The 25,470-nt window shown below is 44.1% G+C and carries 18 protein-coding genes; 9 read left to right on the plus strand and 9 right to left on the minus strand.

Annotation, left to right across the window (positions count from 1 at the left end):
* Window positions 1-5: 5 nt before the first annotated feature.
* Window positions 6-2,342, minus strand: a complete 2,337-nt coding sequence (cas10, locus tag ACT7WV_RS04450; protein WP_445101742.1) for a type III-A CRISPR-associated protein Cas10/Csm1 — start codon at window positions 2,340-2,342, stop codon at window positions 6-8.
* Between the two features lie 578 nt (window positions 2,343-2,920).
* On the opposite strand from cas10, the gene crn3 reads away from it, so the two are divergent.
* Complete coding sequence (gene crn3, locus ACT7WV_RS04455; RefSeq protein ID WP_445101743.1) at window positions 2,921-3,253, plus strand: CRISPR-associated ring nuclease Crn3/Csx3; 333 nt, start codon at window positions 2,921-2,923, stop codon at window positions 3,251-3,253.
* Between the two features lie 125 nt (window positions 3,254-3,378).
* Here the strand turns inward: crn3 and ACT7WV_RS04460 are convergent, their stop codons facing one another.
* Genes ACT7WV_RS04460 through cobN form a run of 3 tightly spaced genes read right to left on the minus strand, consistent with a single transcriptional unit; the run spans window position 3,379 to window position 8,381 of the window.
* A complete protein-coding gene (locus ACT7WV_RS04460; RefSeq protein WP_445101744.1) occupies window positions 3,379-4,230 on the minus strand; it encodes a class I SAM-dependent methyltransferase in 852 nt (283 codons plus the stop codon).
* A gap of 30 nt (window positions 4,231-4,260) precedes the next feature.
* Window positions 4,261-4,479 carry a hypothetical protein gene (locus ACT7WV_RS04465; protein ID WP_445101745.1) on the minus strand — a complete coding sequence of 73 codons (219 nt, stop codon included), beginning with the start codon at window positions 4,477-4,479 and terminating at the stop codon, window positions 4,261-4,263.
* Window positions 4,480-4,535: 56 nt separating this feature from the next.
* Window positions 4,536-8,381 (minus strand): cobaltochelatase subunit CobN, encoded by a 3,846-nt coding sequence (gene cobN, locus ACT7WV_RS04470; RefSeq protein WP_445101746.1) that lies wholly within the window; start codon window positions 8,379-8,381, stop codon window positions 4,536-4,538.
* 137 nt (window positions 8,382-8,518) lie between these two features.
* On the opposite strand from cobN, the gene ACT7WV_RS04475 reads away from it, so the two are divergent.
* The 3 genes from ACT7WV_RS04475 (at window position 8,519) to ACT7WV_RS04485 (ending at window position 12,728) form a co-directional block, all read left to right on the plus strand.
* Window positions 8,519-9,364 (plus strand): tail fiber domain-containing protein, encoded by an 846-nt coding sequence (locus ACT7WV_RS04475; RefSeq protein WP_445101747.1) that lies wholly within the window; start codon window positions 8,519-8,521, stop codon window positions 9,362-9,364.
* Between the two features lie 661 nt (window positions 9,365-10,025).
* The gene (locus tag ACT7WV_RS04480; protein WP_445101748.1) at window positions 10,026-11,930 is read left to right on the plus strand and encodes a hybrid sensor histidine kinase/response regulator; all 1,905 of its coding nucleotides are present in this window, start codon (window positions 10,026-10,028) and stop codon (window positions 11,928-11,930) included.
* Window positions 11,931-12,014: 84 nt separating this feature from the next.
* Window positions 12,015-12,728: an N-acetylmannosamine-6-phosphate 2-epimerase gene (locus tag ACT7WV_RS04485; RefSeq protein WP_445101749.1), complete on the plus strand. Its 714-nt coding sequence runs from the start codon at window positions 12,015-12,017 to the stop codon at window positions 12,726-12,728.
* Between the two features lie 171 nt (window positions 12,729-12,899).
* Here the strand turns inward: ACT7WV_RS04485 and ACT7WV_RS04490 are convergent, their stop codons facing one another.
* Entirely contained in the window at window positions 12,900-13,952 is a 1,053-nt protein-coding gene (locus ACT7WV_RS04490) for a hypothetical protein (RefSeq protein ID WP_445101750.1), read from the minus strand.
* Window positions 13,953-14,085: 133 nt separating this feature from the next.
* On the opposite strand from ACT7WV_RS04490, the gene ACT7WV_RS04495 reads away from it, so the two are divergent.
* The 3 genes from ACT7WV_RS04495 to dusA all read left to right on the plus strand — a co-directional run bounded on the left by ACT7WV_RS04495 (window position 14,086) and on the right by dusA (window position 16,941).
* A complete protein-coding gene (locus tag ACT7WV_RS04495) occupies window positions 14,086-15,039 on the plus strand; it encodes a metallophosphoesterase (RefSeq protein WP_445101751.1) in 954 nt (317 codons plus the stop codon).
* Window positions 15,040-15,237: 198 nt separating this feature from the next.
* Window positions 15,238-15,777 carry a hypothetical protein gene (locus ACT7WV_RS04500; RefSeq protein WP_445101752.1) on the plus strand — a complete coding sequence of 180 codons (540 nt, stop codon included), beginning with the start codon at window positions 15,238-15,240 and terminating at the stop codon, window positions 15,775-15,777.
* A gap of 114 nt (window positions 15,778-15,891) precedes the next feature.
* Window positions 15,892-16,941, plus strand: coding sequence for a tRNA dihydrouridine(20/20a) synthase DusA (gene dusA / locus ACT7WV_RS04505; RefSeq protein WP_445101753.1), 1,050 nt, complete (start codon window positions 15,892-15,894; stop codon window positions 16,939-16,941).
* Window positions 16,942-17,127: 186 nt separating this feature from the next.
* On the opposite strand, the gene ACT7WV_RS04510 is transcribed toward dusA, so the two are convergent.
* Window positions 17,128-17,568 (minus strand): SufE family protein, encoded by a 441-nt coding sequence (locus ACT7WV_RS04510; RefSeq protein WP_445101754.1) that lies wholly within the window; start codon window positions 17,566-17,568, stop codon window positions 17,128-17,130.
* Window positions 17,569-17,709: 141 nt separating this feature from the next.
* Window positions 17,710-18,489, minus strand: a complete 780-nt coding sequence (locus tag ACT7WV_RS04515) for a pentapeptide repeat-containing protein (RefSeq protein ID WP_445101755.1) — start codon at window positions 18,487-18,489, stop codon at window positions 17,710-17,712.
* A 332-nt stretch (window positions 18,490-18,821) separates the two neighbouring features.
* On the opposite strand from ACT7WV_RS04515, the gene ACT7WV_RS04520 reads away from it, so the two are divergent.
* Together ACT7WV_RS04520 and ACT7WV_RS04525 are read left to right on the plus strand one after the other, a co-directional pair.
* A complete protein-coding gene (locus ACT7WV_RS04520) occupies window positions 18,822-18,995 on the plus strand; it encodes a hypothetical protein (RefSeq protein ID WP_445101756.1) in 174 nt (57 codons plus the stop codon).
* Between the two features lie 632 nt (window positions 18,996-19,627).
* Window positions 19,628-23,626, plus strand: coding sequence for a GAF domain-containing protein (locus ACT7WV_RS04525; RefSeq protein WP_445101757.1), 3,999 nt, complete (start codon window positions 19,628-19,630; stop codon window positions 23,624-23,626).
* 139 nt (window positions 23,627-23,765) lie between these two features.
* Here ACT7WV_RS04525 and ACT7WV_RS04530 read toward each other — a convergent pair whose 3' ends face one another.
* Together ACT7WV_RS04530 and ACT7WV_RS04535 are read right to left on the minus strand one after the other, a co-directional pair.
* Window positions 23,766-25,136, minus strand: a complete 1,371-nt coding sequence (locus tag ACT7WV_RS04530; RefSeq protein ID WP_445101758.1) for a PrsW family glutamic-type intramembrane protease — start codon at window positions 25,134-25,136, stop codon at window positions 23,766-23,768.
* A 128-nt stretch (window positions 25,137-25,264) separates the two neighbouring features.
* Window positions 25,265-25,459 carry a hypothetical protein gene (locus tag ACT7WV_RS04535; RefSeq protein ID WP_463424219.1) on the minus strand — a complete coding sequence of 65 codons (195 nt, stop codon included), beginning with the start codon at window positions 25,457-25,459 and terminating at the stop codon, window positions 25,265-25,267.
* Between the last annotated feature and the right edge of the window lie 11 nt (window positions 25,460-25,470).

Genomic DNA, 25,470 nt, shown 5'->3' on the forward strand with positions numbered 1-25,470 from the left:
TAGTCCTAAGTAGACGAACGATTAAGAAGTTCTATCCAGGTAGCGATCGCACGAAAATAGGGTGCGTTATAAGGACTCTTCAAAGATATCCTAACTGGCTCGAAACTTTCATTAGTTAGCACATGTTTAGGTAATCTAGCTAAAGTGTAAGCAATTTTCGGTAGATGTAGGAAGTAGCGAATATCTTTGAGATGATTTGTATACTGTTCTTCCTTTCGTTTCTCCTTAATATCTTTACTCATTTGCTCTTGTATCTGTGCTGTGGCTAGGAGATTACGCACAAAACTACGGGAGTAGTTAACTTCTATCTTTTGATTCTCCAGCCACTCGACAAAGGGAAATATTCCAAATAAGTTGGGCTGAGTTTCCGGACTAAGATATTTTTGAATCTCTGAGTCAATTACCTCTAAATCTGCGGTGCCTAACCACTCATCCCATTTAAATACTTGACCAAATAATCCTAAACTATCACGACCATTATCTTTAGCTGCATCTTCCGCTCTACCCGATTCAGCAGCCGCTTGATAAAGAGGAAATTTTGCCCCAGCTAAACTGATACCACCAGAAAGAGTAATATCGGGATGATATCCAGTAAAGGCGCGGAAGCACTGGTAAATATCAAAGCCAAATTCTACCACTTCATTCCAGGAACCACTAACAAATAGATCATCGCCACCTGCATAAATAAATAATAAATTAAGGCGATCATCTTCACTCAGATATTTAGTCTTTTTCAAAACCTCAACTGTTTGACGTTGTTCCAGAAAATTGGTTTGGCGAGATTTGGCTAGACTGTTAAGGTAGACTTTGAAAAAATAACTCATCAGTCGAGAAAGTCCAGCCAATCTCGGTAAGGTTTGATTATCACCTAACCCCTTAGCAAAAATTTGTCCAAGTTTGTCTACATCCATCCGCAAATAGCCTACTCGCTTGATTCCTTTGGCTGTCTCTGTCATTTCGCCAGCTCTTATGTAGTGTGTCCTATTTTCTATTTCACTTTCTTCTACTTCAATAACTTGTCCGTAGTTACCTAGTAGCAGAGGTACTGCATTATCATTTCGATAGTTATCTACTTTCCAGTCGTTAATCAAATATACTGCCTCAGCATCACTAAAATCTAATGCCTGAGCTGATTCTTCAAATAGATAATAGTAACAACCCTGAAAAGATAATCTCTCTAATTTACCCTCAATCTTTAACTTACTTTTTAAGTTAGAACGGTAAGAACGTACAATTGCTTTTACTTCTAGTAAGCGATCACCTAACTTAAACATAGTGCGACACATCCAACAAGCAGGAGAAGAATCTGGCTCTTTCTCATTCAGAGGTCTAAGACTAGGTAAATCGTCTCGATGACAAACTCGGCAAGGTTCATAAGTTGGACTACATTGCAAAAAGTCACTGATTTGAGTTTTAAATTTATGTAGCTTTTGTTCAGCTAGTTTCTTAGGTAGTTGCTTCCAGTATTCTGCAAATTCTTTTCTTCCTACAGATTCAGTAGGTAGAGATAAATAATCTAGAGCTAAAAATAGCTTACCTTGAAAGCTTGTTCTAAACCACCTGTTAAAGCGATCGCGAATAGTGGCAATAGTTTTATTTGGCTCATTTTCGTTATTGGCAGCCAGAATATATAAATTACCACCCCCAGCATAAATAACATTTGTACGTGGTAACTCTAATACTTCCAGCAACTGCTGAACTACTTCTTCTGTTACCAACTCTAAGTAAAAACTCCGCGCACGAAGAGACTTAAGCGCACCATCAGAAGAAATAGTGTAAATAAATTTTTGAATTCCCGATAAATCACCTGCGATTAAGGTTAGATGACTAGCATCAGGTTCATCTGCAAGAGCAGCTGCTACAGCAGCAGTGGTACGGGTAATATCAATTAAGGCAATATCATCTTCCCCAAAACTGAGGTGAGAGCCGTATTTCTCTAGAATAAGGGTCAGTAGAGAGAGGTTTTCCCAGTCTGAGTTATTGAGTTTGTCGAGTTCTTTTTTAATCTCTTCTTTATAATTTTCTAGCTCTGCTTCAGTTGGTGGTTTTGACTGTGGATAAGGTATTTTGGGGTAATCGTCTTCACCTGCTTCAATAGAACTTTCAGGCCAATAGTAATTATCTTTTTGACCGTGCGATAGTTTCACTGTGTCAAATAATAGCCGTAAAGCCTGTGGTTGTGTACTAAGTTCGGGCCAAGACAAGAGTTTTTTGGCTCGTGCGATCGCATCATTATCATCTGGACACTGACATCCTTCTGGTAGATCAGCTTTTGCCCATTTTGCCAAAACTAATATGGCTTGCTGTACGACTTGTAGAGCAACTTGAGAACTTGTCATCATAAAAACTTGCTAGATAAACTTCCAATAAGCAGAGGATAGACATACATACAACTGGAAATGCGATCGCTTTAGCACTACTGTAGGTAATCACTAATTAACAAAATTCAATCCGTCCATCTTTAAAGTTCCCAAAATCGGGCATAATTTACCAATGTGCGAAATCAACATTTAAATTTCCCCCAAAAGTCTAACTAGCAAAGGAATTGATGACTTTTGTCAATAGCTCAGGGAGTAACTTTATCCATCTCCTGCAAATTCCGTCTCAATATGGCACACCGTCGGAAGGGGGTACTTCCAATGTCTGATACGCTATTACATGGAACGGGCAAAAAACTTCTATGCCTATGGCGGTGCTTGCAAAGGCGAAATTAACCAGCACAATTACCGCCTCGACTGAATTTGCTCTCGATGCCTGATACTATTGGACAGGAAAAAACCCCGCATACCTTAGTTATTACAGGCGATTGCCAGGGTTGGTTTGAGAAGTAGAAGTCCTATTTTCTTAGGACTGACAGGAACTAATCACTCTAGATATCCAAAAGACTGGGAACCACTACAGATAATTTCTAGCAAACTAAATGAGCGCTATTCAACTCAACTATTATCCCCATCAGACTCAAGACGGGCTTACCTACCAACACCTCCGCCTCCAGATTACCGACGAGAACGGTATTATTGAGCCAGAAGATCTCAAGGGATTGAAACTGCCATCTGGTATTGACTTCAGTCAAGGAATTGTCATTGAAGGCAAAGGGCCGATTTGGCTGTACGCCTACTTAGTTCATGAATGTCACGCAGCCGCTTGGGTGGGATGTTATGACCCTCGACACCAAGGTGCTATCGTTGTGGAAACCCACACTCGTACCATATCTGTTGGTCAAATACTCAAACTGGAAATGCCCAGTAGCTAAAATTTGTTAGTGGGTAAATCTTCTTACCAAAGTTCCCGGTGCTGTCTTTTTTTGTCCGATTGTAAGTTAAGAATTAGAGTTCTCGAAGCCGTTACTGGATGACACACAGCAACATAAATTCTTCCTTAATTGCGCTTAATTTGGGCAACTTGCACAGCGGAAAGATATGCAGTTTGGAGACTTCCTGGAGAGTGTCTTTCTAGCACTTCTGTTAAATTGGCAAATAAAGCGTCTCGTTGTTGAAGGTCTAACTTCATGTAGGGTGACATGGTACTCAAGAGTAGCAGATAATCATCAATGCTATGGGTAGTTTCGCACACCAAATGTTCAGATCTTAAATCTTGGAATAAACCTGAGTTAAGGAAATCTTGTCCAATTTCTTGAAAGTTTGCTTGATGAGTTTCTCTTGCTTGATATCTGACAGATTTGGGAATAGATGGCGCATAGGTTTGATAAACCTCATCTAATAAATGACAAATTTCATCATTGGGGTGCGGTGGGGTATTCCACAGTAAAATTAAAGAACCATTATCTTGCAAAGCCTCAGCAGATTTTTGATACCTAACTTCCGGTGTAATCCAATGAATTGAAGTCGCTGCTAGAACAGCATTAAATTTGTTAGGTTCTAGCTGCCACTCTTCAAAAGTAGTATTGATAATCTTGACATTAGGATATGCGGCACAATTTATTTGTGCTAGTTGGCAAGCTTCTTGGCTTGGCTCTAAGCAAACCATTGAGAAGCCTAATTTAGCAAATTCTACAGTGGCAATCCCTGGGCCGCATCCTATCTCCAGAATGGTAGCTTGAGGAGGAATTTGGGTTAATTCAACAGCGCGATCAATTAGCTTTTGAGGATAGCGTGGTCTAACTTGGTTATAGGCATGAGCAACTACACTGTACCACTGTTTTCTTTGTTCTAAGGTGTAGGAAGTTGTGATTTCACTACACCAGGCTTTTACTGAGTCAGAATCTTGCATAAGTTAAGCACTAAAGAGACGTACTCTTGGTTACTGACTAGCTTGATCAACGAGTTGTTTGAAATGAAAATACGCCTCTTCTGGAGTCAAAGGTTCTGCTTGCTTGTCGTTAGAAATATAGAATTGCCAGCTATCAGGGTAAAAATGGATGATAAAACCAGGGATAAGTTTTAACTCCATGGCTTTTTTTGCCCACTTTTCTGCTTCTGTGGCAAGAGAGATTTCATCGTGGAAGTGATGTTCGTTCATTGCTGGTTCCTTAATGAGCTTAGTGAATTCCTATCGAATTGCTATCCCAATCTTCTTTAAACTGAAATGGTATCAGTATCTCCTTCAATAACAGCCTCTGCCTGAAGCGCGATCGCTCTTAATTCCTCAATTGTCTCCTGTTGAGCCGATTGCCATAAAGCACGCTGATGTGCTTCTAGTAATCTTTCTGCCATATCTCGCAATGCCCAAGGGTTCTTTTGCTGGATAAATTCCTGCACGGCTGGGTCAAACAAATACGCCTCTGCTATACCCTGATACATATGGTCTTCTACACAATTAGCTGTAGCATCGTAAGCGAATAAATAATCCACCGTCGCCGCCATTTCAAAAGCCCCTTTATAGCCGTGGCGCATTACACCAGCAATCCACTTAGGATTAACTACACGGGAACGATACACACGAGCAATTTCTGTACGCAACTGTCGCACCTTGGGATTTTCTGGAAGGGAATGGTCACCAAAATAGGTTTGTGGATTCTTGCCCGTCAAAGCCCTCACTGCCACCGTTAGACCACCCTGGAACTGATAATAGTCATCAGAATCTAATAAATCATGTTCCCGGTTATCTTGATTGTGCAGTACCACTTGCATCTGTCGCAGACGCTGCTCAAAGGCTTCTGGTGCTGCATGACCCTTACCGTTGCCCGTGTAAGCGTAACTGCTCCAATTAAGATAAGCACGGGCCAAGTCTTGCTCATCTTGCCAGTTTTGCGCCTCAATTAAGCCCTGCAAGCCAGCACCGTAAGCCCCCGGTTTCGAGCCAAAGATGCGGTATTGCGATCGCTCCTCGGCTTGTTCCTGACTCAACCCCGCTTTTAGCCACAACTCAGTCTCCTGCTTAGCTTGAGCCGCTAGGGGATTTTGCTCTGGCAGTTCGTCCAAGCTTGCCACTGCTGCCACCGCATTGTAAAATAAGTCTATTAAATTAGGAAAGCTATCTCTAAAAAAGCCCGAAATCCGCAACGTCACATCCACACGAGGACGCCCCAACACAGACGTAGGCAGGATTTCAAAGTCTACAACTCTTCTTGATGAACCATCCCAAATTGGTCTAACTCCCAGCAAAGCCAGGGCCTGTGCGAGATCATCTCCACCAGTACGCATGGTAGAAGTCCCCCAGACAGAAATGCCTAGTGTCTGAGGATACTCGCCATTTTCTTGAGTATATAGTTCAACTACAGCCTCAGCCGCCTTGCGACCGACATCCCAGGCGGTTTCCGTGGGAATAGCCCGGATATCTACCGAGTAAAAATTGCGACCCGTGGGTAAAACTTCTGGTCGTCCTCTGGTTGGTGCACCAGCCGGGCCACTGGAAACATACCGCCCATCAAGTCCTCGCAATAATTGGCTGAGTTCCTGCTTAGTTTGCCAAAGATTCGGGAGGAGGCAATCGCCAATCCAAGCTAATTCCCCTCTAGTCACCTCCCCGACTTGCAGGAATTGGCGAACCGCCGATGTCTGACTAGACGCACTACTAGATAAAGACAAACAATAACTATCTTCTTGATCTGTGTTTATCTTTGTCCATCTGGGGTTGTAATCCTCAATTAGTCTTTCTACCAACTCAGCCGCTTTTGATTCCACCTCTTCAATAACATCCCCGACATTAAAACTTTCTGGAAAACCCTCAAATCTTCCTGTTAACCTTGTTACTGGGTCAGTTGTTAAAGGATCAAAATCCCATCCCCCATCCTTAACTAAAGCACGAGTTAAACCAATACGGCTATTACCAGGATGACGAGCGATCGCAATAATTAAATCCCTTAACTGACGCCCTTGGGGACACTGACCAAAAATGTGCAAACCATCTCTAATTTGGGCTTCTTTTAACTCACAAAGATAACCATCAAGACAATTTAAAATTAAAAATTCCCCATCACTAACTTCATGTTCTAGATTAATTCCCAAGTCCTGATGCAAGTTTTCTTGAATAACTAATTGAGTGATGCGATCGCTAATTACCGCTAATCGTGAAGGATCTAAACTTTGAGCCTCATAATACTCATCAACCAATCCTTCCAATTGCTGTAAAGGGCCATAGAGTTCAGCACGAGTCATCGGCGGCGTTAAGTGATCAATAATCACCGCCTGAGAACGACGCTTAGCTTGAGAACCCTCACCAGGGTCATTGACAATAAAAGGGTAAAGATGAGGCATTGCCCCCAGTGCTACCTCTGGATAACAACTAGCCGATAGCGCCAAACTTTTACCCGGCAACCACTCCAGATTCCCATGTTTCCCGACATGAACTACCGCCTGCGCCTCAAACTGCTGCCGCAGCCAATAGTAAAAAGCCAAATAAGCATGAGTAGGCTCTAAATCAGGGGCATGATAGTTTAAAGCTGGGTCAAGGTCATAACCCCGTGACGGTTGAATACCGACAAATACATTACCAAGTTGAATGCCTGAGATGGGGAATTCCTGCAAAGAGACTCCCCAGCGACGGCTAATCCCCTGTTGCACTTTTACAGGCAAAGTGGCAAAATACTGATGATATACTTCGAGAGAAAGCTTCTGTCTTATAGAGCGTAACTCTCTTCCTTCTGGGTCATTAGTTACCCCAGTAGTCAGCCGTCTAATCAGTTCATCCCCAGTTGCTGGTATCCCCTCAACCCAATAGCCAGCTTGCTGCAAAGCCTTAAGAATCTCCAGACAACTAGCAGGTGTATCTAGCCCCACACCATTAGCCAGCCGCCCATCCCGATTAGGATAATTTGCCAAAATTAGAGCAACTCGCCGTTCTTGCGGTGGTGTCTGCCGTAACTGTAGCCAACGCCAAGCCAAATCGGCAACGAACTCAATGCGATCGCGTACTGACTGATAAACTACTAGATCCGTCTCCAGCAGAGGATTCCAGGTTTGCACAGCCTTAAAAGAAACCGCACGACTAATAATACGGCCATCCACCTCTGGCAGGGCGACATTCATCGCCGTATCCCGTGGGTTTAGCCCCTGAAATTGCTCACTCCATTGCTCAACTGTGCCACCGCTGAAGATAACCTGTAACACTGGCACATCCAAACGCTGCCATAACTCTAACTGCGGCGTTTCCGTATCCAATTTCGCTACAGAGAAACTGGTAGTATTCAGCAATAAGCCAATTCCGAGACTATCTTTGGGCTGAAAACAAGACAATAGTTCTGCTTGCACATCAGCCTCACGCAGGGAAGAAACAAACACTGGCAAAGGTTCTAATTGTCTCTGGCTTAAAGCTTGACAGAGGGCATCAATTGGTGCGGTATTCCCTGCTAGGTAATGAGCACGGTAGAAAAGTACACCAACTTTCGATACGGAAGATGAGGGACAAGATTTTTCCTGATTCCCATCCAGTCGCCAAGAATAGATCCCCACGCGAGGTACTGGCTGTGGTGGTGGTGGATTATGAGTTTCCCCTAAGCAGGCATCAGCAACGAATTTAAGGGCATTGACGAAATTTGTGACACCGCCTTCTGTAAGGTAGCGCCATAACTGGTTGACTACGGCAAGATTTACCGTCGAGTGACTAATTAAATCTGGATCTGGAAGATCATCCCCAGGTATTACTAGCAAAGCAGCGCCTGTTTGCTGCACCGTTTCCCGCATTACTTCTAGACCATAAGACCAATAAGAACGTCCTCCCAAGAGGCGGAGAATAATTACCTGGGCATGGACTAAGACATCTGCGGCGTAGTTATCGATTGTTAGTTGCTGCTGCAACTGCAAGAGGTTAACTACTCGCAAGGCGGGAAACTCAGAGGGTAATTGAGTTACAGATGCTGCTAAAGTCTGAATATCTGTGTCAGCCGCTGTAATGAAAACAAGGGGTGCAGGTGTCTGTTCCACGAAAATGACACCTTCAGCTTGAGGGTTCCAACCTCCGGGTGTGGCGGCAATACGATGCATATCTTTGTCTTTTGACTTCGGTGATCTTCAGGATGCAGCACTGACCAGAATTCTAATCTCTATTCGAGGCAAGGTTGCAGATTTTTTAGTAAGCTGTCCCAAGCTTCCCTATGTTATTGCAAAAAGGAGATTTTCCCATGACAGATTTATGGTTAACAGTAGGCACCAAGAGCATTATGCAGTCAGGTCATAATGGTGTGGGTATCGGTGCAGCAAATCCGATAAGCCCTTTAGGAATTCGCGCCCAAGGCACTGGGCAAGAATTAATTAGCTTTGAAGATCCCCAAGGAACCCCAAAGTGGCATATTAATCAAAATTTGGGGGGAAATAATTTGGGTTTAAACTTTGGAGAAACCGATGTAGCTGATAGTAGGTTGTTTATTAAAAGTGGTGGCAACATCGGTATTGGCACCACGATTCCTGCCTTCAAACTAGACGTACGCGGTTCTGCTAGTTTTGGTTCTGATCTCAGTATTGGTCTTAATGATGGACGACCTCAGGGGGGTAAAACAACCAAGCGTGCTCTGGTACACTACATTAATGATGAGCTAGTTGTTAACTTTAACAATGACTATACAGGTGGGGTAAGAATTCAAGGTCAGACAATTGCTAACGTCAGTTCAGCTTCTGACTTACGCTACAAGCAAGATATTACTCCCCTCAGAGATGCTCTTGAGACGGTTCTGGCCATGCAAGGCGTGCGCTATCAGTGGAAGCCAGAAGTATTTCTCGAACAACAACTTGATGAAGAGTCACAAATCGGCTTCATTGGTCAGGAAGTAGAAACTCTCTGTCCAGAGGTGGTTTTTACTAACTCGGAAGGTTACAAATTTCTTGACTATTCACGCTTGACGCCTCTCCTGGTGGAAGCTATCAAAGAACAACAGCAACTTATCGAACAGCAGAAATTAGTACTGGAAAAAGCGCTAGCTAAAATAGGGCAACTTGAGGCAACTCTTCAAGGGCTTAACCCCAAATCTTAAGAAAAAAAACCATTGAGGGAAACTATCGACTACTACTGGATATAGATATAGTTAGGGATTCCCCTCAGATTAGCCTCTCTCCCCTCTAAGGGTGTGGGGCTACCTGGTAAGTAGCCACAGAGTTATTTGTATCTGTTTAGTGTTAACAATACCTCTGTTATTGGAGAGGCAAACTTTTCCGACGAAAGTTAAAGAATATATTACGAATTGAGTGTTCCATCTTCTGCTTTGCCAGGTTGTGTTGCCTGATCATCAAGATTAATAGTCAAGCACTTTAGACAGCTCGTAAATCCCGTATCATTTTTAACATTTTTATAAGCTTAATCACTATGTTTTATGCTATCAATTAGAAGAGGAATTTGTTACAATTTCCCACAAAGTAGGAAAATAATTATCAAGCAATAAATTTTTGTAACCATTTTTCTAGAACCGTAAAAGGTTATTCAGGGGAGATCACGACCTTCAGACGCTTCCGTGTCTGGGATTGGTCAAAACAAAAGTAAACATTAAATGTCTCTTTAGTACAGTCCGGGTGATTTTTCTTAAATACTTAGCCAGATTTTTATTTTCACTTACAAGTTAAAATTGAAGCCAAGACCAGGATAATTGCTAGCTTTTACAAAATGGTTGGAAGTATGCCACAAGCTCGGGACTTTTAATAATGGTGAGCAGCTTCCCTCCAGACCCAACTTATCGTCAAGTTTCTGCCAGTCAACCAGCAGAGGATGAACTGCGACAACAAGTTGAACAGGAGCGGCTACTAAATCAGGTTACGACCCAAATCCGTCAAAGCCTCGATTTAAAAGTCATCCTCAAAACAGCTGTTGAGCAGGTACAACATTTTCTTAAAGTAGACAGGTTGCTGATTTATCAATTTGGTCTCAATTCCACTTGTGCCGATATCAAGGAGACTACTTCCTCGGCAGTAGTCAAGAAAAAAAATTACAAAAAAAATCTTAAATCTGAACTAGGTCATGGCTTCGTTACCTACGAAGCTAGAGCTTCTGAGGCTATACCGTCAGTACTGAATTTTAACGAGCAAGATGAATGCTTTACCCACACATCAGAGTGTATAGAGAAATATAATCAAGGGCTGAGTTACGCCATTGATGACCTGGAAATAGCCTATGCGGCGGCTCCTTCTCCTTGCTCTCAGTCACTACTAGAAAACCTCAATGTACGTGCAATTTTAGTATCGCCAATTGTCGTGGAAAATAAATTATGGGGGCTACTAATCGCCCACCAATGTCTTGAGCCACACCCGTGGCGCGATAATGAAAAAACTTTTCTCAAGCAGATTGCCGAGAACCTTGCCTTCGCTGTTTACCATGCTCAGTTATACGCTCAGTTACAGCAGCAGAAAAATACTCTTGAACAGCGGGTCATTGAGCGTACACAAGAACTCAGAGACGCCCTGGAAGCGGCCCAAGCGGCAAACAGAGCCAAAAGCGAATTTTTGGCAACCATGAGTCATGAATTACGAACACCCCTTACCTGCGTCATTGGACTATCGGCGACCCTATCCCATTGGTCTTTTGCAGAGGGATCAGAAAAAGCCATACCTCTCCACAAGCAACGACGCTACCTAAAAACCATTCAGGAAAGTGGAGAACATCTACTAGAGCTAATCAACGACATTCTGGACTTGTCTCAAGTCGAGTCAGGCAAAGCAGTGTTGAGCATTAGCGAGTTTTCCCTGAGCAAGCTGATGAAGCAGGTTGTCAGAACCCTTAAGGAAAAAGCCTACCTTCAGGGGGTTACCCTAAAAACGGATTCGCGGATTAACCCCGAAGTAGACCTTTTTCATGCCGATCAACGCCGAGTTAAGCAAATTCTCTTTAATTTAATGGGCAATGCTGTCAAATTCACTCCTGAAGGTGGAAAAGTCACCTTCAGAGCTTGGCGAGAGAAAAACTTGGCAGTTTTTCAAATTGAAGACACGGGTATCGGTATTGCTGATGATCAGTTACCACTATTATTTGAGAAATTTAGGCAACTAGAAACGCCGTATCAACGTCACTACGAAGGTACTGGTTTAGGTTTGGCCTTGACAAAACAACTGGTAGAATTACATGGAGGCAGAATTGAAGTGGAATCTGTGGTCGGAGAGGGTTCTTTTTTCACGGTTTGGTTACCAGATCAAGAAACAACACCAACAACACCTGCTAGAGCTAGACGAATCCCGAAAAACAACACCAAGCCTCAAGGAACCATTGTCTTGGTAGAAGAACAGGAAGATAGTGCTACCCTCATTTGCGAAATTCTCACAGCAGCAGGGTATCAAGTTGTCTGGCTAGTTGACGGGCCAACTGCTATTGAACAAGTGGAACTACTCAAGCCCAAGGCAGTAATTATCGACTGGCAATTACCAGGAATGGACGGTTACGAACTTAGTCTCCACCTGCGTAACTCATCTGCCACACAACAAATTAAACTCCTGGCATTGACGGCTGAGGAACCATCCGAAGAGCAAGAGTACGAGCTGAGTATTATGGTAGATAATTATCTACCTAAACCCATAGAACCAGTCAAATTATTAAAAACCGTGACGGCTTTGATGGCATAAACTGATTCTGGAAAAGTCAGGCATGGAGGGTGGGAGACATGAGCCTCAAAAGAGGTTCATCCGGTTCAGTAGTAGTTCAACTTTATGCTCAAAAACCCAATTCCAGCTTTACATCACCGTTTAATTGTCTCTTGTCAAGCCCCTACAGACTCCCCTCTGCATGACCCCTTGATCATGGCAGCCATGGCACAAGCAGCGGTACTGCGGGGAGCAACTGGTGTTCGGATTGATACTCCTAGTCATGTCAAAGCAGTGCGTCTTCAATGTCCCACCACTCCCATTATCGGTTTATGGAAGCAGCAGTTATCCGGATGCGAGGTGTACATCACTCCTCAATTTCACCATGCTGGTGCGATCGCAACTGCCGGTGCTGATATTATTGCCATTGACGCTACTTTAAGAGAACGTCCTGAGGGAGAAAAGGTAGAAACCCTGATCAGCCAAATTCACACAGAACTAGGCAAATTGGTAATGGCAGATGTCGATACAATTGAAAGTGCGATCGCCGCTGCTGCTGCTGGCGCTGATTTAGTGGGTACAACTCTCTACGGTTACACCAGTCAAACCCAGCATTTAGTGCCTCCTGGTTTTGAGTTACTTGCTCAGCTAGTAGAAAAACTCGATGTACCAGTAATTTGTGAGGGCGGCATTGCTTCTCCCCAAATGGCTCAAGATGCTCTGAAGTTGGGAGCTTATGCCGTTGTTGTTGGCGCAGCAATTACTGGTATTGACAAGCAGGTTCAAGCTTATCAACAAGCTATTTCCGGAGCTCACTCTCCTTCTGATTTTGTACAGTAGACTGAGCTTGTAGAGATAGCAATCCTAGGCGAATCTTGATGATAACTGCCTATTTTATCTTTTGTCCATCTGTATCTATTTGTGGATAATTTCTTTCCTAAATTATTGAAAAGTGGGATGGATGTACAGTAGCCAAACAAGTTAAGTTTCGATTATCCAATGAGCAAAACATTATAAATTTGCTGCCAATTCCTGACGTCTAAAAATTACCATATGGGGGCCAACAACGGGACTACGGGCAATTAAATTCCCTTGCAAATCAGTAACTTCTAGCTTGCTAAAATCCAATTCTTGAGACCGAAGCAGTATACTATCTGCTAAATCGTTCTGCTCAGACTCTTCAAGTTCGTACCAACCATCACCAACTTTAACAGTAATTAAGCTCGTCAAAAAATTAGCTTGGATTGACTGAATTAGCCCCTCACCATACTGAGCGGTAATTTCTGCAACTTGATTTTGCACTGCTGCTACCAAGCTTTGTTCTGGTGTTAGCACTAGCGGTGGTGGCGGTGATGGTAGTTCCGGTTCTACGGGTTGCGGTGCTGTTGGGGCCTCCAATTCCGGTGGAGCCTCAATAGTCTCAGTAGGAGGTGGAGCCTTGGCAATCTGAGACGGTGTTTCTGGGAGCAGTGCTACTGTAGTTAGGAGAACAGCTACCACAACAGTTGTGATCGCACCTGTCAAAGCCCAATCAGACAGCTTTTGATTCCAAGCAGCAGGCAATAGTAAGCGGACTTTATCTAATATGCCGTTCCAGAAAGCCTGCAGAGCCTTAAAACTAGGCAGTAATCGGTCAATTCCTTTCGCTTTGTGGGGTGGTTTTGCTGATTTTTGCTCAAGTTCTTCTGCTGCTGGTACTGGCGCTACTTGGGGGGTATCTGAGACAGGCACAGTAACAACTGGTTCTTTCGTACTACTCAAAGACTCTGGTTCTAGTCTCCTGCTGGGCAACTCTCTGACTGGTTCTGTCTCCAGCTTTTCCACAACACCTTCTAGTAGCCCGATGGTGCCTCGGAGTACCTTAACAGTTTGAGCCTTGAGAAAGGGAAGTTTTGTGGTTACAGTTGATTCAACAGTTTCACTGGTAGTTTCCAACCATTGCTCCGAATCGCCAGTTTCGGCGGCCGTTACTGGTGTTGGCGGTGTTTGTGTCTCGTCTTTTTCTGATTCTGGGGGCTGTTGTTGGTCTGGTGACATTTGATCTGCATCTCTTAAATCAGTCACTTCGTAGCTTTTCCCTCCCAGACAGCGCAATTAGTTGACATGCGCTAGATTCTTACGGGAAGCTGCACCTATAGCTCAAATTTATCACCTTTGCTGAACCTGTCCTCGGTCAAAATTTGATTGCTAGATATCTATGAGCCTGAAACGCCGTAATTTTTTGGTTTTAAGTACCCTCAGTGGCTTCGGTTTAGCTATTCTGGGCAAAGCATTGTACAACTCAAAGACTGCTCAGAGTAATAATCTCAACTCGACAGACTCTCCTAACCTTGCCCTAGAAACAGCCAGATCTACAGAGGTTCCCAACAATCCAGGGGCAGAAAAGCCTCTATTGCGCTTTGTCTCTGTCGCTGATACAGGTACAGGTGCAGAGGGTCAATATGCAGTAGCTAAGGCAATGAGCGCCTATCATCAACTAAACCCCTACGACTTAGTGATCTTGGCTGGGGACAATATTTATAACAACGGCGAGATTGAAAAGATTGGGGCAGTCTTTGAGCAACCCTATCAAGTTTTATTACAACAGGGAGTCAAATTTCAAGCTTGCCTCGGTAACCATGACATCCGTACAAATAATGGTGATGCCCAAGTCAGTTATCCCGGCTTTAATATGCAAGGGCGTTACTATAGCTTTCGCCGTGGGGAGGTGCAATTTTTTGCCCTCGACACTAATGATAATCAAGACTGGCAGCTACAGTTACCTTGGCTAGAAGCGGAACTGGCAAGCAGTGATGCACCTTGGAAAGTGGTATTTGGACACCATCAAATTTACTCATCAGCCCACTATGGAATTAATCAAGCATTAATTGACAAGCTGACACCTCTATTTCAAAAGTATAGAGTTCAACTCTATATCAATGGTCATGACCACGTTTATGAACGGACTCGCCCCATTAACGGCACAGCTTACCTGATTTGTGGTGCTGGGGCTGGTACTCGTACTGCGGGGCGCTCTGCTTGGACTGAGTATTCTGCTGGACGGCTGAGTTTTGCTGCCTATGAACTGTACCACGATCATCTGGTGATTAAAGGAATCGGTACTGATAACCGTGTGTTTGACCAAGGCATCATCCCCAGGCAATCTACGTGAGCTCCTCCCGTCGCTAATTCAAAGAATATAGCGCGGGTATCCTTCACTTCGTTCAAGGACATGCTTATCGCTCCCCCAAACCCCCTCAAATAGATACTCAAATAGCTAAATTTATACCCCCAAGGGAATTGCCTACCGTCTAACCTACATTTAGGTGGCATGATTTACTTGACGCCCGTTGTTGTTAGCTGTCTCTCAATGCAAAAAATCAAGTTGATTAACAAAGTCATTATCGGTGCAATACTATGCCTCGCTTTAGCTCCCCAAGCCAAACAAATTGCCCAGGAAGCACCGCCGAAGGTATTTCTGCTAAGACTCCCTTGTGCTAATTCAGGAATCGGTAACTGGGCTGGTCAAAATCAAAATGTTTCTGTAGGCAGAGCCTTTTACCAGTCCCGGATGTATATGGGGCCAGGCGATAGATCGGCCTCAATAACCTGTCAAATTCAGCCCAATAAAGGGAACGTCACCTTTCAAAAGCTGCAGTTAGGGTTTGGCATGCGTGACAATGATCAGGGGAGTTCTTCAGTGGCTGTTAATGTTTATCTAGATGGGGTAAAAGCCGAGACTCGCACCATCTCTCCTGGAGAAGAAGCTTCTGTGTCATTAGATGTCACAAGTACTAGTAATATCTCCATAGAGGCCCAGTGTTCAAGTACAGCTCAATATTGCCAGCGTATTTATTTCTGGGATGCCTCACTGGAGGTTGCCCCACCGTCACCACAACAGAGCAGTTAACCTGGATATGTTGTCACAGCCTTGTCTTGTGGCAGGATGATTGGGGCTTTTCGGCAATTACTCTGCCCCTTGTCCTTGATATCATCCCCTAATTGTGCAGCCCCACTGTAGCCCATGACTGATTTGAGTACTGCCGTTTTGCCCAATTTGTTTTCTGCCGAACCAAGAGTGAGTAACAGCGCTTACCCGTTGAGTATTGCGCCGATGATGGATCGCACGGATCGCCATTTTCGGTATTTTATGCGGCAAATTACTCGCCGCACCTTACTCTATACCGAGATGGTCACTAGTGCAGCAATTCTCCACGGCGATCGCGAACACCTCTTGGGCTTCTCTAGGGAAGAAAAACCTCTTGCTCTCCAAGTTGGTGGTGACGAACCAGTAGAACTGGCTAAATGTGCGCGTATTGCTCAGGAGATGGGCTACGACGAAATTAATCTCAATGTCGGTTGTCCCAGTAGCCGCGTGCAAAATGGCAATTTCGGTGCTTGTCTGATGGCACAACCGGAACGGGTGGCGCGTGCTGTTTCGGCAATGCTGGAAGCGGTGGATATTCCCGTCACTGTTAAGCACCGCATTGGCATCGATGAACTTGACCGCTATGAGGACATGGCTAATTTTGTGCGCATTGTCTCTGAGGCTGGTTGTCGGCACTTTAGTGTACATGCTCGCAAGGCTTGGTTACAGGGTTTGAGCCCGAAGGATAATCGTGATATTCCGCCTTTGCGTTACGAAGACGTGCATCGTCTGAAGGGGGAGTTTCCTAATTTATTGATTGAAATTAATGGGGGATTGACTAGTTTAGAGCAGGTGCGGGAACAGTTAAGCTTTGTCGATGCGGTGATGATTGGGCGTGCTGCTTACGATTATCCTTTTTTGTTTGCTACTGCCGATTATGAGTTTTTCGGTGAGGAGGCGATTGCACCAACTCGTCATCAGGTGGCTCAAGGAATGTTGTCTTATATTGATCAGTGGGTGGCAAGGGGTATTAAGCTGAATAAAATTACTCGCCACATGTTGCAGTTATTTTCTGGGCAGCCGGGGAGTAGAGCCTGGAAAAGATATCTGACTGAAAAATCTTGTATTCCAGGTGCTGGTTCTGAAGTAGTACAGCAAGCTTTGGAGAGAGTGCTGGAATCTGCGGCTGTGCTGAGTGGGAACTGAAAGAGTTAGATTTCAATCCCGTTCCTAGGAATCATTAATAAGTAAAAATGACTGGAGTTCCGTTTACTCCCCAGCCCTAAAGGGACGGGGATAATTGGTTATTCTAGAGTCTGACTATCAAGAAGTAGAAGTTTATTCATTATCTGTTTTATGATGATTGCTCTCAGTACAAATCGAGCTGAACCCTTAAGAAGATGCTGCTAATTTGTAGCCCAGTGCTTTTTTCTTCATAGTCTGAAAAATATTGTAAAAGCCATTGGCACGAGAAGGGGTCAAGCTAACATTCAGACCAGTTTCTTGGATAAAGTCAGGAGAAACTTGCAAAATTTCTTCAGGGGTTAACCCATTTAGTCCCTCAATGAGCAGCGCAACTAACCCTTTAACTAGCTGAGCATCGGAATCCCCTTTGTACCAAACTTTACCGTCTTCCAGGTTGGCAGTCATAAAGACCTGAGAAACACAACCAGGTACTTTGTTTTCTGGAACTTTATCCTCTTCTGGCATTTCTTTGAGTTTCTTGGCATACCAAAGCAGTTGTGCATAACGCTGCTTTGGATCTGTTCGCCGCTTAAATCGTTCGACAATGCGGGCTAAGGAGTCTGGTAGGGGAGTTGAGGTTGATGACATACCCAATGTTAACAACGGTTATCATCTTGATCCTAGCAAGCTTATAGTGATCGGTTAGGGCTTAATTCCTGTATTTTGTCTAAAAAACTGCCAATACCAGTGAAATTGTTTACTGTTTTGACTCTCAAGATAGTAGTACCATCAAAACAGAGAAATCACCCGGAATAAAACTGCGCCGATTGAGACTAGCGCTCTCCCTAGAGATGAGCCTTGTTGGACTTCGGGAGGATTGCGGACAATTTCTATTTCTTGCAGCAGGTTCTGCGTCGCTTGGTAGCCTTCTGTATTGCCTTGTTCGTTAAAGAGTTCACTGGCTACTTCAGCATCCTGGATGGCTCCTGCTTCGTCTCCTTGCCGATAACGAGAGACTCCGCGACCCAGCCAAGCTGGAGCAAACTCAGGCTTGAGGTTTAGTACCTTATCGAAATTCTCAATAGCAACTTTATAGTTACCTTTTCTCGCCTCCACAACACCCCAAGCGTAAAAGTCTTCAGGAGTTCCGGCGTACTGGGGAATGCCTATTGCCCCTTGGACATAAGCAGTGTCCAGACTAACACCAAATAATTTAGCCTCTACAAGGAAAGCGTCTCTGAGGTCAGTACCACTAAGGTTGGCACCACTAAGATTAGCTCCACTGAGGTTAGCACCATTGAGAGAAGTGCCACTGAGGTTGGCACCACTAAGGTCAGCCCCTGATAAGTTAGCACGACTGAGGTTAGCACGACTTAAGTCTGCCCCGCTGAGTTGAGCCCCAACCAAGTCAGCCATAAATAAACCAGTACCCTTGAGGTCACACTGCTGACAATCTTTAGTAGAAAGTAGCTGTTGGATATGTTGCCAGTTCTCTGCTTTAGCCGGTTCTATAGTGTTAATTGCACTCAGCAGGACAATAGCGGCAAGGATTGTCTGTTTTACTTTCATGGCAGCGTTACGGGGTAAATGGGCTACGAGTTTCTATCTTGTTGTTTGGGCTGATTAGCTTACTCGAAAAGAATTTTATCTGACTAGGAACTCCAGGAAGTGCAAACCTAGCTAATCAGACAAAAGTTGTCCTTCTTACTTGAGATTCTCTTAACTGTAGATTCAGAATAACAATTGCAGGGACGTAAACTTAGTTACTGATAATTATCTCTCCTCAGGAAACCACGTTAAGATGACAACCGTAAGCTTCATACCTGCTTATTGGTTCTGATCAAACAAGACGCGCCGCTTATCTGCTGGAGGCAGTAGAGGGTCACCTGAGAGCTGATGTTGTGCCAAGGCTAATCGATGAATGGCGATCGCGTAAAGTTAATGCCTTAATCGCAATGATTACTGAACTCAGAAAAAAGGGCGGAAAAACGCGCTTACTAGTGCAAGACGGCGCACCGACGGAAATACCAGATGAAGGCTCACCAGAGGCTACTTCAGAACCTGTTGCTGCCTAAATAAGCCTTGATTCTTAGGAGCAAAGCGTTAACATTCCAAGAACCTATCAATTCTGGAGTTATTTACCAATGTTTTGCTCTAGCCCTCCAATGACTCTTTCATTTACTCATAAACTATTGCTAACCAGATATTAGCCAAACTTGCTGGCAATATTTACTATCGGTCTTCAACTAGTTATCTTTGATGGCACCAGAACTATCGGAGATCAAGAGTGAGAACTGCTTCTTCTCTCCCTTGTTCATTTGTGTCTATTGATAGTTAATTTTTCTTATCAATCATTGAGGATGACTACTACCGTAATATTAATTTTGATGAAAAATAACTCCAAATAATGTTTAACTGTATACAATATAAAAGTTTAGGCTCTCAAAAACAGCTCGTTGCTGGGAAGAGCGACGAAAGGAGTGGGAGCAATTCCCAGACAGCTAAAATAATAAATAAAAGTAAATAAAAAGATTCCTTAAAGCTTGCTAAAAAGAGAGTATTCTGTCAACATTTTGGGCTTAAATGAGATAAGTTTTCGTTGGAAGCTACGATTTTTGTTGGTAAAGTTAGTTCTGATTAAACAAACAAATAAATCTCTCTAACTCTGAAAGTCAAATGCTCTATTTAAGGGTTTAGATTAGATAAAGTGAACCACAATAAACTCTACCAAAACGGACAAAACTGCTCTCAAGAAAAAACTAAATGTAACCATAAAAGTAACCAACGGGAAACCTGTAACTACCTCAAAAGTAACAGGGAAGACATCAGATTAATTAAAGAAGTACAGGACAATATACCCTGCATTTACTTCACACTTGCAGAGACAGGTGTAGTGCTTTCCGTCAGTGAGTTCGGTGCCGCCTATCTTGGTTACGAAGTCAATCAATTATGTCAACAGCCAGTCAGATCACTGTTTGATCGAAAAGACCAAAATAGCTGCCAAATCCAGTTAAGTTTACTGCAACAACAGCCAACTCAGATTAGCCAATGGGAAGCTCGTTTAATTGGCAAACAAGGCAATCAAATTTGGGTAAAAGCAACTGCTTGTTTAGTCCCAGGAACAGAAACAAATCCCCTAATCAATCTAGTTTGTGAAGATATTACTGCTGCCAAACAAATGGAGCAGACACTAAGAGAATCAGAAGAACTACATCGGAATACCCTTAGTAATATTTCCGATACAGTATTTATTACTAATTATCTTGGTAAATTTACTTTTATTTGCCCAAATGTAGACATAATTTTTGGCTACTCTTTGCCAGAAGTTCAGGAAATGGGCAATATTGCCCAACTTCTAGGAGAATCTTTCTTTGATTGGCAAGAGTTGGCAATCCGGGGGGAAATTCCCAATATTGAGCGAGAGATTACTGACAAGACGGGCAAAACCCACACTTTACTAGTCAATGTTAAGCGCGTTGCTATCAAGGAAGGTACAGTACTTTATAGCTGCCGTGATATCACCGAACGGCACCAAGCAGAGCAGGAATTGAGTCAATACCGTCATCACCTAGAGTGTCGGGTAGCACAGCGCACGGCAGAACTTACCAGGGCAAATCAGCAGCTACAGGAAGAAATCAGCAAGCGCCAGCAGGCGGAAGAAGCTTTTCAACAACAATTCCTCAGAAAGCAGTTGGTAGGATCAATCGCCAGACGCATTCATCAGTCCCTAAACCTAGAGGTGATTCTCAATACCACAGTGATTGAAGTCCGACAGTTTCTCGCTTGCGATCGAGTTGTTATTTTCCGCCTCGATACCGATGGCAGTGGGGTTGTCGTCGTTGAATCAGTCAACTCTGAGTTTAGACCAATTGCCGGAACCCCCATCAACGACCGTTACTTTGCCGAAAGCTATATCGAGCTTTATCAACAGGGCAGAGTTCAGGCTATAGAAGATGTCTACGCAGCCGGTTTGACTAAATGCCACGTCGATTTGCTAACTCAGTTTCAGGTCAAAGCCAACTTAGTAGTACCAATTGTACACGAGCAGCAATTGTGGGGGTTGTTAGTAGCTCAGCAGTGTCAGGAAACTAGGCAGTGGCAGGAGTGGGAAATTGAGTTACTCAAGAACCTCTCCACCCAAACAGCAATCGCCATCCAGCAGTCGGAACTTTATCAGCAAGCACAATCGGAGATTGTACAACGTCAACAGGCGGAAGCTGAACTGCGCCAGATGTTAGTCAAAGAGAAGCTAATCGGGGCAATTACTCAACGCATTCGCCAATCGTTGAACTTAGATGAAATTCTAGAGCGTACCGTGGTAGAAGTCCGCCAGGTGCTTCAGACAGATCGGGTGATTATTTTTTGCTTTGAGCCAGACTGGAGTGGCACTGTAGTAGTGGAATCAGTCAATCAGGATTGGCCCTCTATCCGAGGTAACAATATTCATGACCATTGTTTTGAAGAAGCTTATGTTTTGCCCTACCAGCAAGGTCGAGTCGGGATAATCGAAGATATCCGAACAGCAAATATCAGCGACTGCCACAAAGATTTATTAGAAAGATTTCAAGTACGAGCTAACTTAGTGGTGCCGATTGTCAAAAGAGAGCAAAGCATCCACAATCTAGAAGCCAACAGCCAAAATCAGTTATGGGGATTGCTGATTGCTCATCACTGTGGTGAACCTAGGCAATGGCAGCAATTTGAGGTTGATTTGTTCTGTTCCTTAGCCTCCCAAGCCGCGATCGCGATTCAGCAAAGCCAGCTATACGAACAAGCCAAATCCCAGGCTCAGCGAGAGCAGGCTTTCAATCAGGTCACTCAAGCAATCCGCTCTTCTTTAGATTTAAATACGATTTTTTCCACAGCCGTCCAACAAATTGGCGAACTACTGCAATTAGACCGCGCTCTGATTGTGCAATACTTACCCGAAAAAAGACGGTGGTTACATGTATCAGAATACGCGAAAAACCCAGACTCACCGAAAGCACTAGGCAGAGAAATTCCTGATCAAAATAATCCGATTGCCGAAAAAATTAAACGTTTAGAAATTGTCAAAATTAACGATAGCAATACTTGTGAAGACGAGATTAATCGAGAGTTAGCTCAGACTTTTCCAGGATCTTGGCTACTAGTGCCGCTGCATTTCGGCTCTCAAGTCTGGGGAAGCATCACTTTAGGGAGAGATACTCACCCCTATCACTGGCAAGAATCAGAAGTAGAATTAGTCCGTGCACTCGTCGATCAAATAGCGATCGCTATTCAGCAAAGCCAACTTTACGAGCAGGCTCAGCATCAAGCTAAAAGAGAGCAGATCATTAATCAACTGATTCAGTCAATTCGTTGCTCTCTCGACTTACCGACAATTTTTTCCACAGCTACCCATGAGATAGAGAAAGTACTGCCAGTAGACCGTGCTCAAATTGTACAATTCTTGCCAGAAGAGAGGCTTTGGGTCAACGTTGCCGAATCCTGCAAAAAAACCTCACCAGTTGGTTTAGGTGTAGAAATCCCTGATCAAAATAATCCGATTGCTGAGAAACTCAAACGCTTAGAAGTTGTCAAGATTGACGACACCAATCTTCTGGAAGACAAAACTAATAAAAGCTTTGCTCGAAACTTCCCTGGCGCTTGGTTGCTGGTTCCACTACACTTTGACTCCTCAGTATGGGGTGCTTTGTGCCTAGTGATGGATGTTGGCCCCTACCATTGGCAAGATTCAGAAGTGGAGTTAATTTGCAAGGTAGCTGACCAATTAGCGATCGCTCTGCAACAGGCGCAACTCTACGAGCAAACTCGCATCGCGGCTAAAAGATCCAGTTTACAGGCACAGCAACTAAAGCACACCTTGCAAAAACTCCAGAAAGCTCAAGCCCAACTGGTGCAGGGAGAAAAAATGTCCAGCCTCGGACAACTAGTTGCTGGAGTAGCTCACGAAATCAACAACCCCGTTAATTTCATCTACGCCAATCTAACTTACGCCAGCGAATACACTCAAGACATGCTCAGTCTAATTGAACTCTATCAGCAAACATACCCCACTCCCCAACCAGAAGTTCAGTCAAAGATTGAAACCATCGAACTGGGTTTTTTGATGGAAGACTTGCCAAAAATCCTCGATTCAATGAAGGTTGGGGCCGAGCGTATTTGTGAAATTGTGCGTAGCTTGCGTAACTTTTCCCGATGTTCTGAAGGCGAGATGAAGGGTGTAGATATTCATGAAGGCCTTGATAGTACATTGATGATTCTGCAAAGCCGTCTTCGGGCTAACGGCAAGCATCATGAAATTTATGTAACTAAAGAATACGGTGACTTGCCCTTAGTGGAGTGCTATGCAGGACAAATCAACCAAGTATTTATGAATCTGCTAGTAAACGCTATTGATGCCATCGATGACTATAACCGTACCCTAACGCTAGACCAAATCAAAGCCAATCCCGGCGAGATTCGAGTGCGTACCGAGGTGTTGCCCAACCAACAGGTGGCAATCTGTATTTGTGACAATGGCCCCGGAATGCCAGAACAAGTCAAGGAGCGTATCTTTGACCCATTCTTCACCACTAAAGCGGTTGGTACTGGTACAGGCTTAGGATTATCCATTAGCTATCAAATTGTCTTTGAACAACACAAGGGACAGCTACACTGTCAAAGCGAGCCGGGACAAGGTACAGAGTTTCTCATTCAAATACCCATCAAACAGCTTAGCTAAGATAACAACCAGCCAGAAACTGAATGTTAAGCAAGGGTGCCCACTGTAACTAATCAGCCTTGTATAGTTCCAGGAAGGATGATTGAGAATTTTGATCTTCCTAGTTAGTCTCCCCAGTCCCCTAAGCATGCAACCCTGACTAGTCTTTGAACAGACGGGTGGCGAAATTTTGAGAACGCGTCGGAGAGATAGTTCTCGCTTTGAGAATTGCCGCTGCCAAAAAAGCATAGGAGACAACACCCACGACTGCCAAGAGCAGATTACTAATATATCCCGTCACGTTCCAGAGAGCATGGAGAGCCGCAGCACTAAGACAGCCAATAATCAGAATCTGCCAGCGCTGTCGGCGTTTGAGGACGCTTAAACCAATAAAATAGCCAAAGTAGCCACTATAGGCGAGGTGTCCGGCTACTGAGCCAATAATACGGGGAATGAGCAACTGCAATCCCAACAATTGACTGTCATCGATACCAGGTTGCAGGGGAGCAAGATCAATGATGTTGGGGACATATTGTCCCAGAGTTTCCCATAGAGTAAACCCAACAGCAGATGCTGCTCCCAAGAGAATCCCATCAAGGGGTTCCCAGACGCCAATACGTTTGCGCCAGGGGGAAGACAGGAGTAAACCCAGGCAATAGGCTCCCAGTACAGGTATTGCCTTGAGCAACTCTTCCATCAGTCCCGCTCCAAAAAACATTCTGACAAACAGAGAGCTGAAGTTGATCAATTCCCCTTCTTTTGGCACGCTTCCGGGCAAAATTTCCCGAAAGACCGTAATAAATAGCGGTAAAATTGGACTAGCTAAGATGAAGCAGGTGGAAGCAGCACAAGTCAGCATCACCCACCAAGGTTTTGGCTTACCGCAGAGTTGGTAAACAAAGTAATAGGCTGCTCCTGCTAAGTAGGTAGCCAGCAGTGGGTTAAATAAAGAAGGTTCACCTACTGAGGCAAACATTAAAACCACAAACAGTACCGTCAAAATGCCCGGTATCAAAAAAGCTTTTTGAGTGAGGTTCTGTCCCCTAGAAGCGATGGGAAACAGTAAGGAGAAGGTTAAAGCGTCTGTTTTAGGTTCTTGTCTGCTAGAGGCACCAGGGATATCAGGCTTGCCAGTAGCTAATGGAGATGGTGCCGATCGCGATGATTGCACAGTGGGTAAGGCACACTCAAAAATAAACTTAGGGCCATCTTGCCCCAACTCAATGCGATCGCCCCAGAGTAACTTCTGACAACCTCGCAACTGCTTTCCATTGACGTAGGTGCCATTGACGCTGGTTAAATCACAAATCTCCCAGCCAGGAAAGCTATTTCCCTGTGACTGGAGAGGGCGAATTTCTGCATGACGTCGCGACACGCTGAGGTACTCGTCTGGATTGATAGCAATTTGGCAGCTAGGATCACGTCCAATAACCGTCTCCTGACTATCTGATAAGGGATAGGACGTTCCTGGCTCACTTGTGCCACTTGTAGAAAACTGTCGCAGAAATCCAGGGTAAACTTGACCAGTCATAAAGCAGCAATTAGGAACTTGGAGAGCGGTTTTTAGCTGATTGACTAGTCAAATCGATTCTTGTTCCTAGCATGTCAGGTGAAAGTTTTACTGGGTTCCAGCTATCTTTCTCAAATCTAACAGCTTTTCTACTGATTTGCCCTGGCATCACGGACTGCTGCCCAGAAAAAGAATCCAGTTAAAGGAATACTAGCCGCCAAGATAATCCCTGTAGCTAATGAGCCATACTTGGGAGTTCCGTAAGACAGTTCAAACACTGAACCAACAGCGGCGATGGCGGCTATGCAGGAAATCATCAAAAACAGACCGCTCTTTGGAGTCATCATGATTGTTT

Source organism: Symploca atlantica LB2515 (assembly GCF_052546295.1).

Bases quoted from the DNA above. Each gene is read 5' to 3' on its own strand.
- cas10 (WP_445101742.1), bottom strand. From the start codon at position 2,342: ATGATGACAAGTTCTCAAGTTGCTCTACAAGTCGTACAGCAAGCCATA.
- crn3 (WP_445101743.1), top strand. From the start codon at position 2,921: ATGAGCGCTATTCAACTCAACTATTATCCCCATCAGACTCAAGACGGG.
- ACT7WV_RS04460 (WP_445101744.1), bottom strand. From the start codon at position 4,230: ATGCAAGATTCTGACTCAGTAAAAGCCTGGTGTAGTGAAATCACAACT.
- ACT7WV_RS04465 (WP_445101745.1), bottom strand. From the start codon at position 4,479: ATGAACGAACATCACTTCCACGATGAAATCTCTCTTGCCACAGAAGCA.
- cobN (WP_445101746.1), bottom strand. From the start codon at position 8,381: ATGCATCGTATTGCCGCCACACCCGGAGGTTGGAACCCTCAAGCTGAA.
- ACT7WV_RS04475 (WP_445101747.1), top strand. From the start codon at position 8,519: ATGACAGATTTATGGTTAACAGTAGGCACCAAGAGCATTATGCAGTCA.
- ACT7WV_RS04480 (WP_445101748.1), top strand. From the start codon at position 10,026: ATGGTGAGCAGCTTCCCTCCAGACCCAACTTATCGTCAAGTTTCTGCC.
- ACT7WV_RS04485 (WP_445101749.1), top strand. From the start codon at position 12,015: ATGCTCAAAAACCCAATTCCAGCTTTACATCACCGTTTAATTGTCTCT.
- ACT7WV_RS04495 (WP_445101751.1), top strand. From the start codon at position 14,086: ATGAGCCTGAAACGCCGTAATTTTTTGGTTTTAAGTACCCTCAGTGGC.
- ACT7WV_RS04500 (WP_445101752.1), top strand. From the start codon at position 15,238: ATGCAAAAAATCAAGTTGATTAACAAAGTCATTATCGGTGCAATACTA.
- dusA (WP_445101753.1), top strand. From the start codon at position 15,892: ATGACTGATTTGAGTACTGCCGTTTTGCCCAATTTGTTTTCTGCCGAA.
- ACT7WV_RS04510 (WP_445101754.1), bottom strand. From the start codon at position 17,568: ATGTCATCAACCTCAACTCCCCTACCAGACTCCTTAGCCCGCATTGTC.
- ACT7WV_RS04515 (WP_445101755.1), bottom strand. From the start codon at position 18,489: ATGAAAGTAAAACAGACAATCCTTGCCGCTATTGTCCTGCTGAGTGCA.
- ACT7WV_RS04530 (WP_445101758.1), bottom strand. From the start codon at position 25,136: ATGACTGGTCAAGTTTACCCTGGATTTCTGCGACAGTTTTCTACAAGT.
- ACT7WV_RS04535 (WP_463424219.1), bottom strand. From the start codon at position 25,459: ATGACTCCAAAGAGCGGTCTGTTTTTGATGATTTCCTGCATAGCCGCC.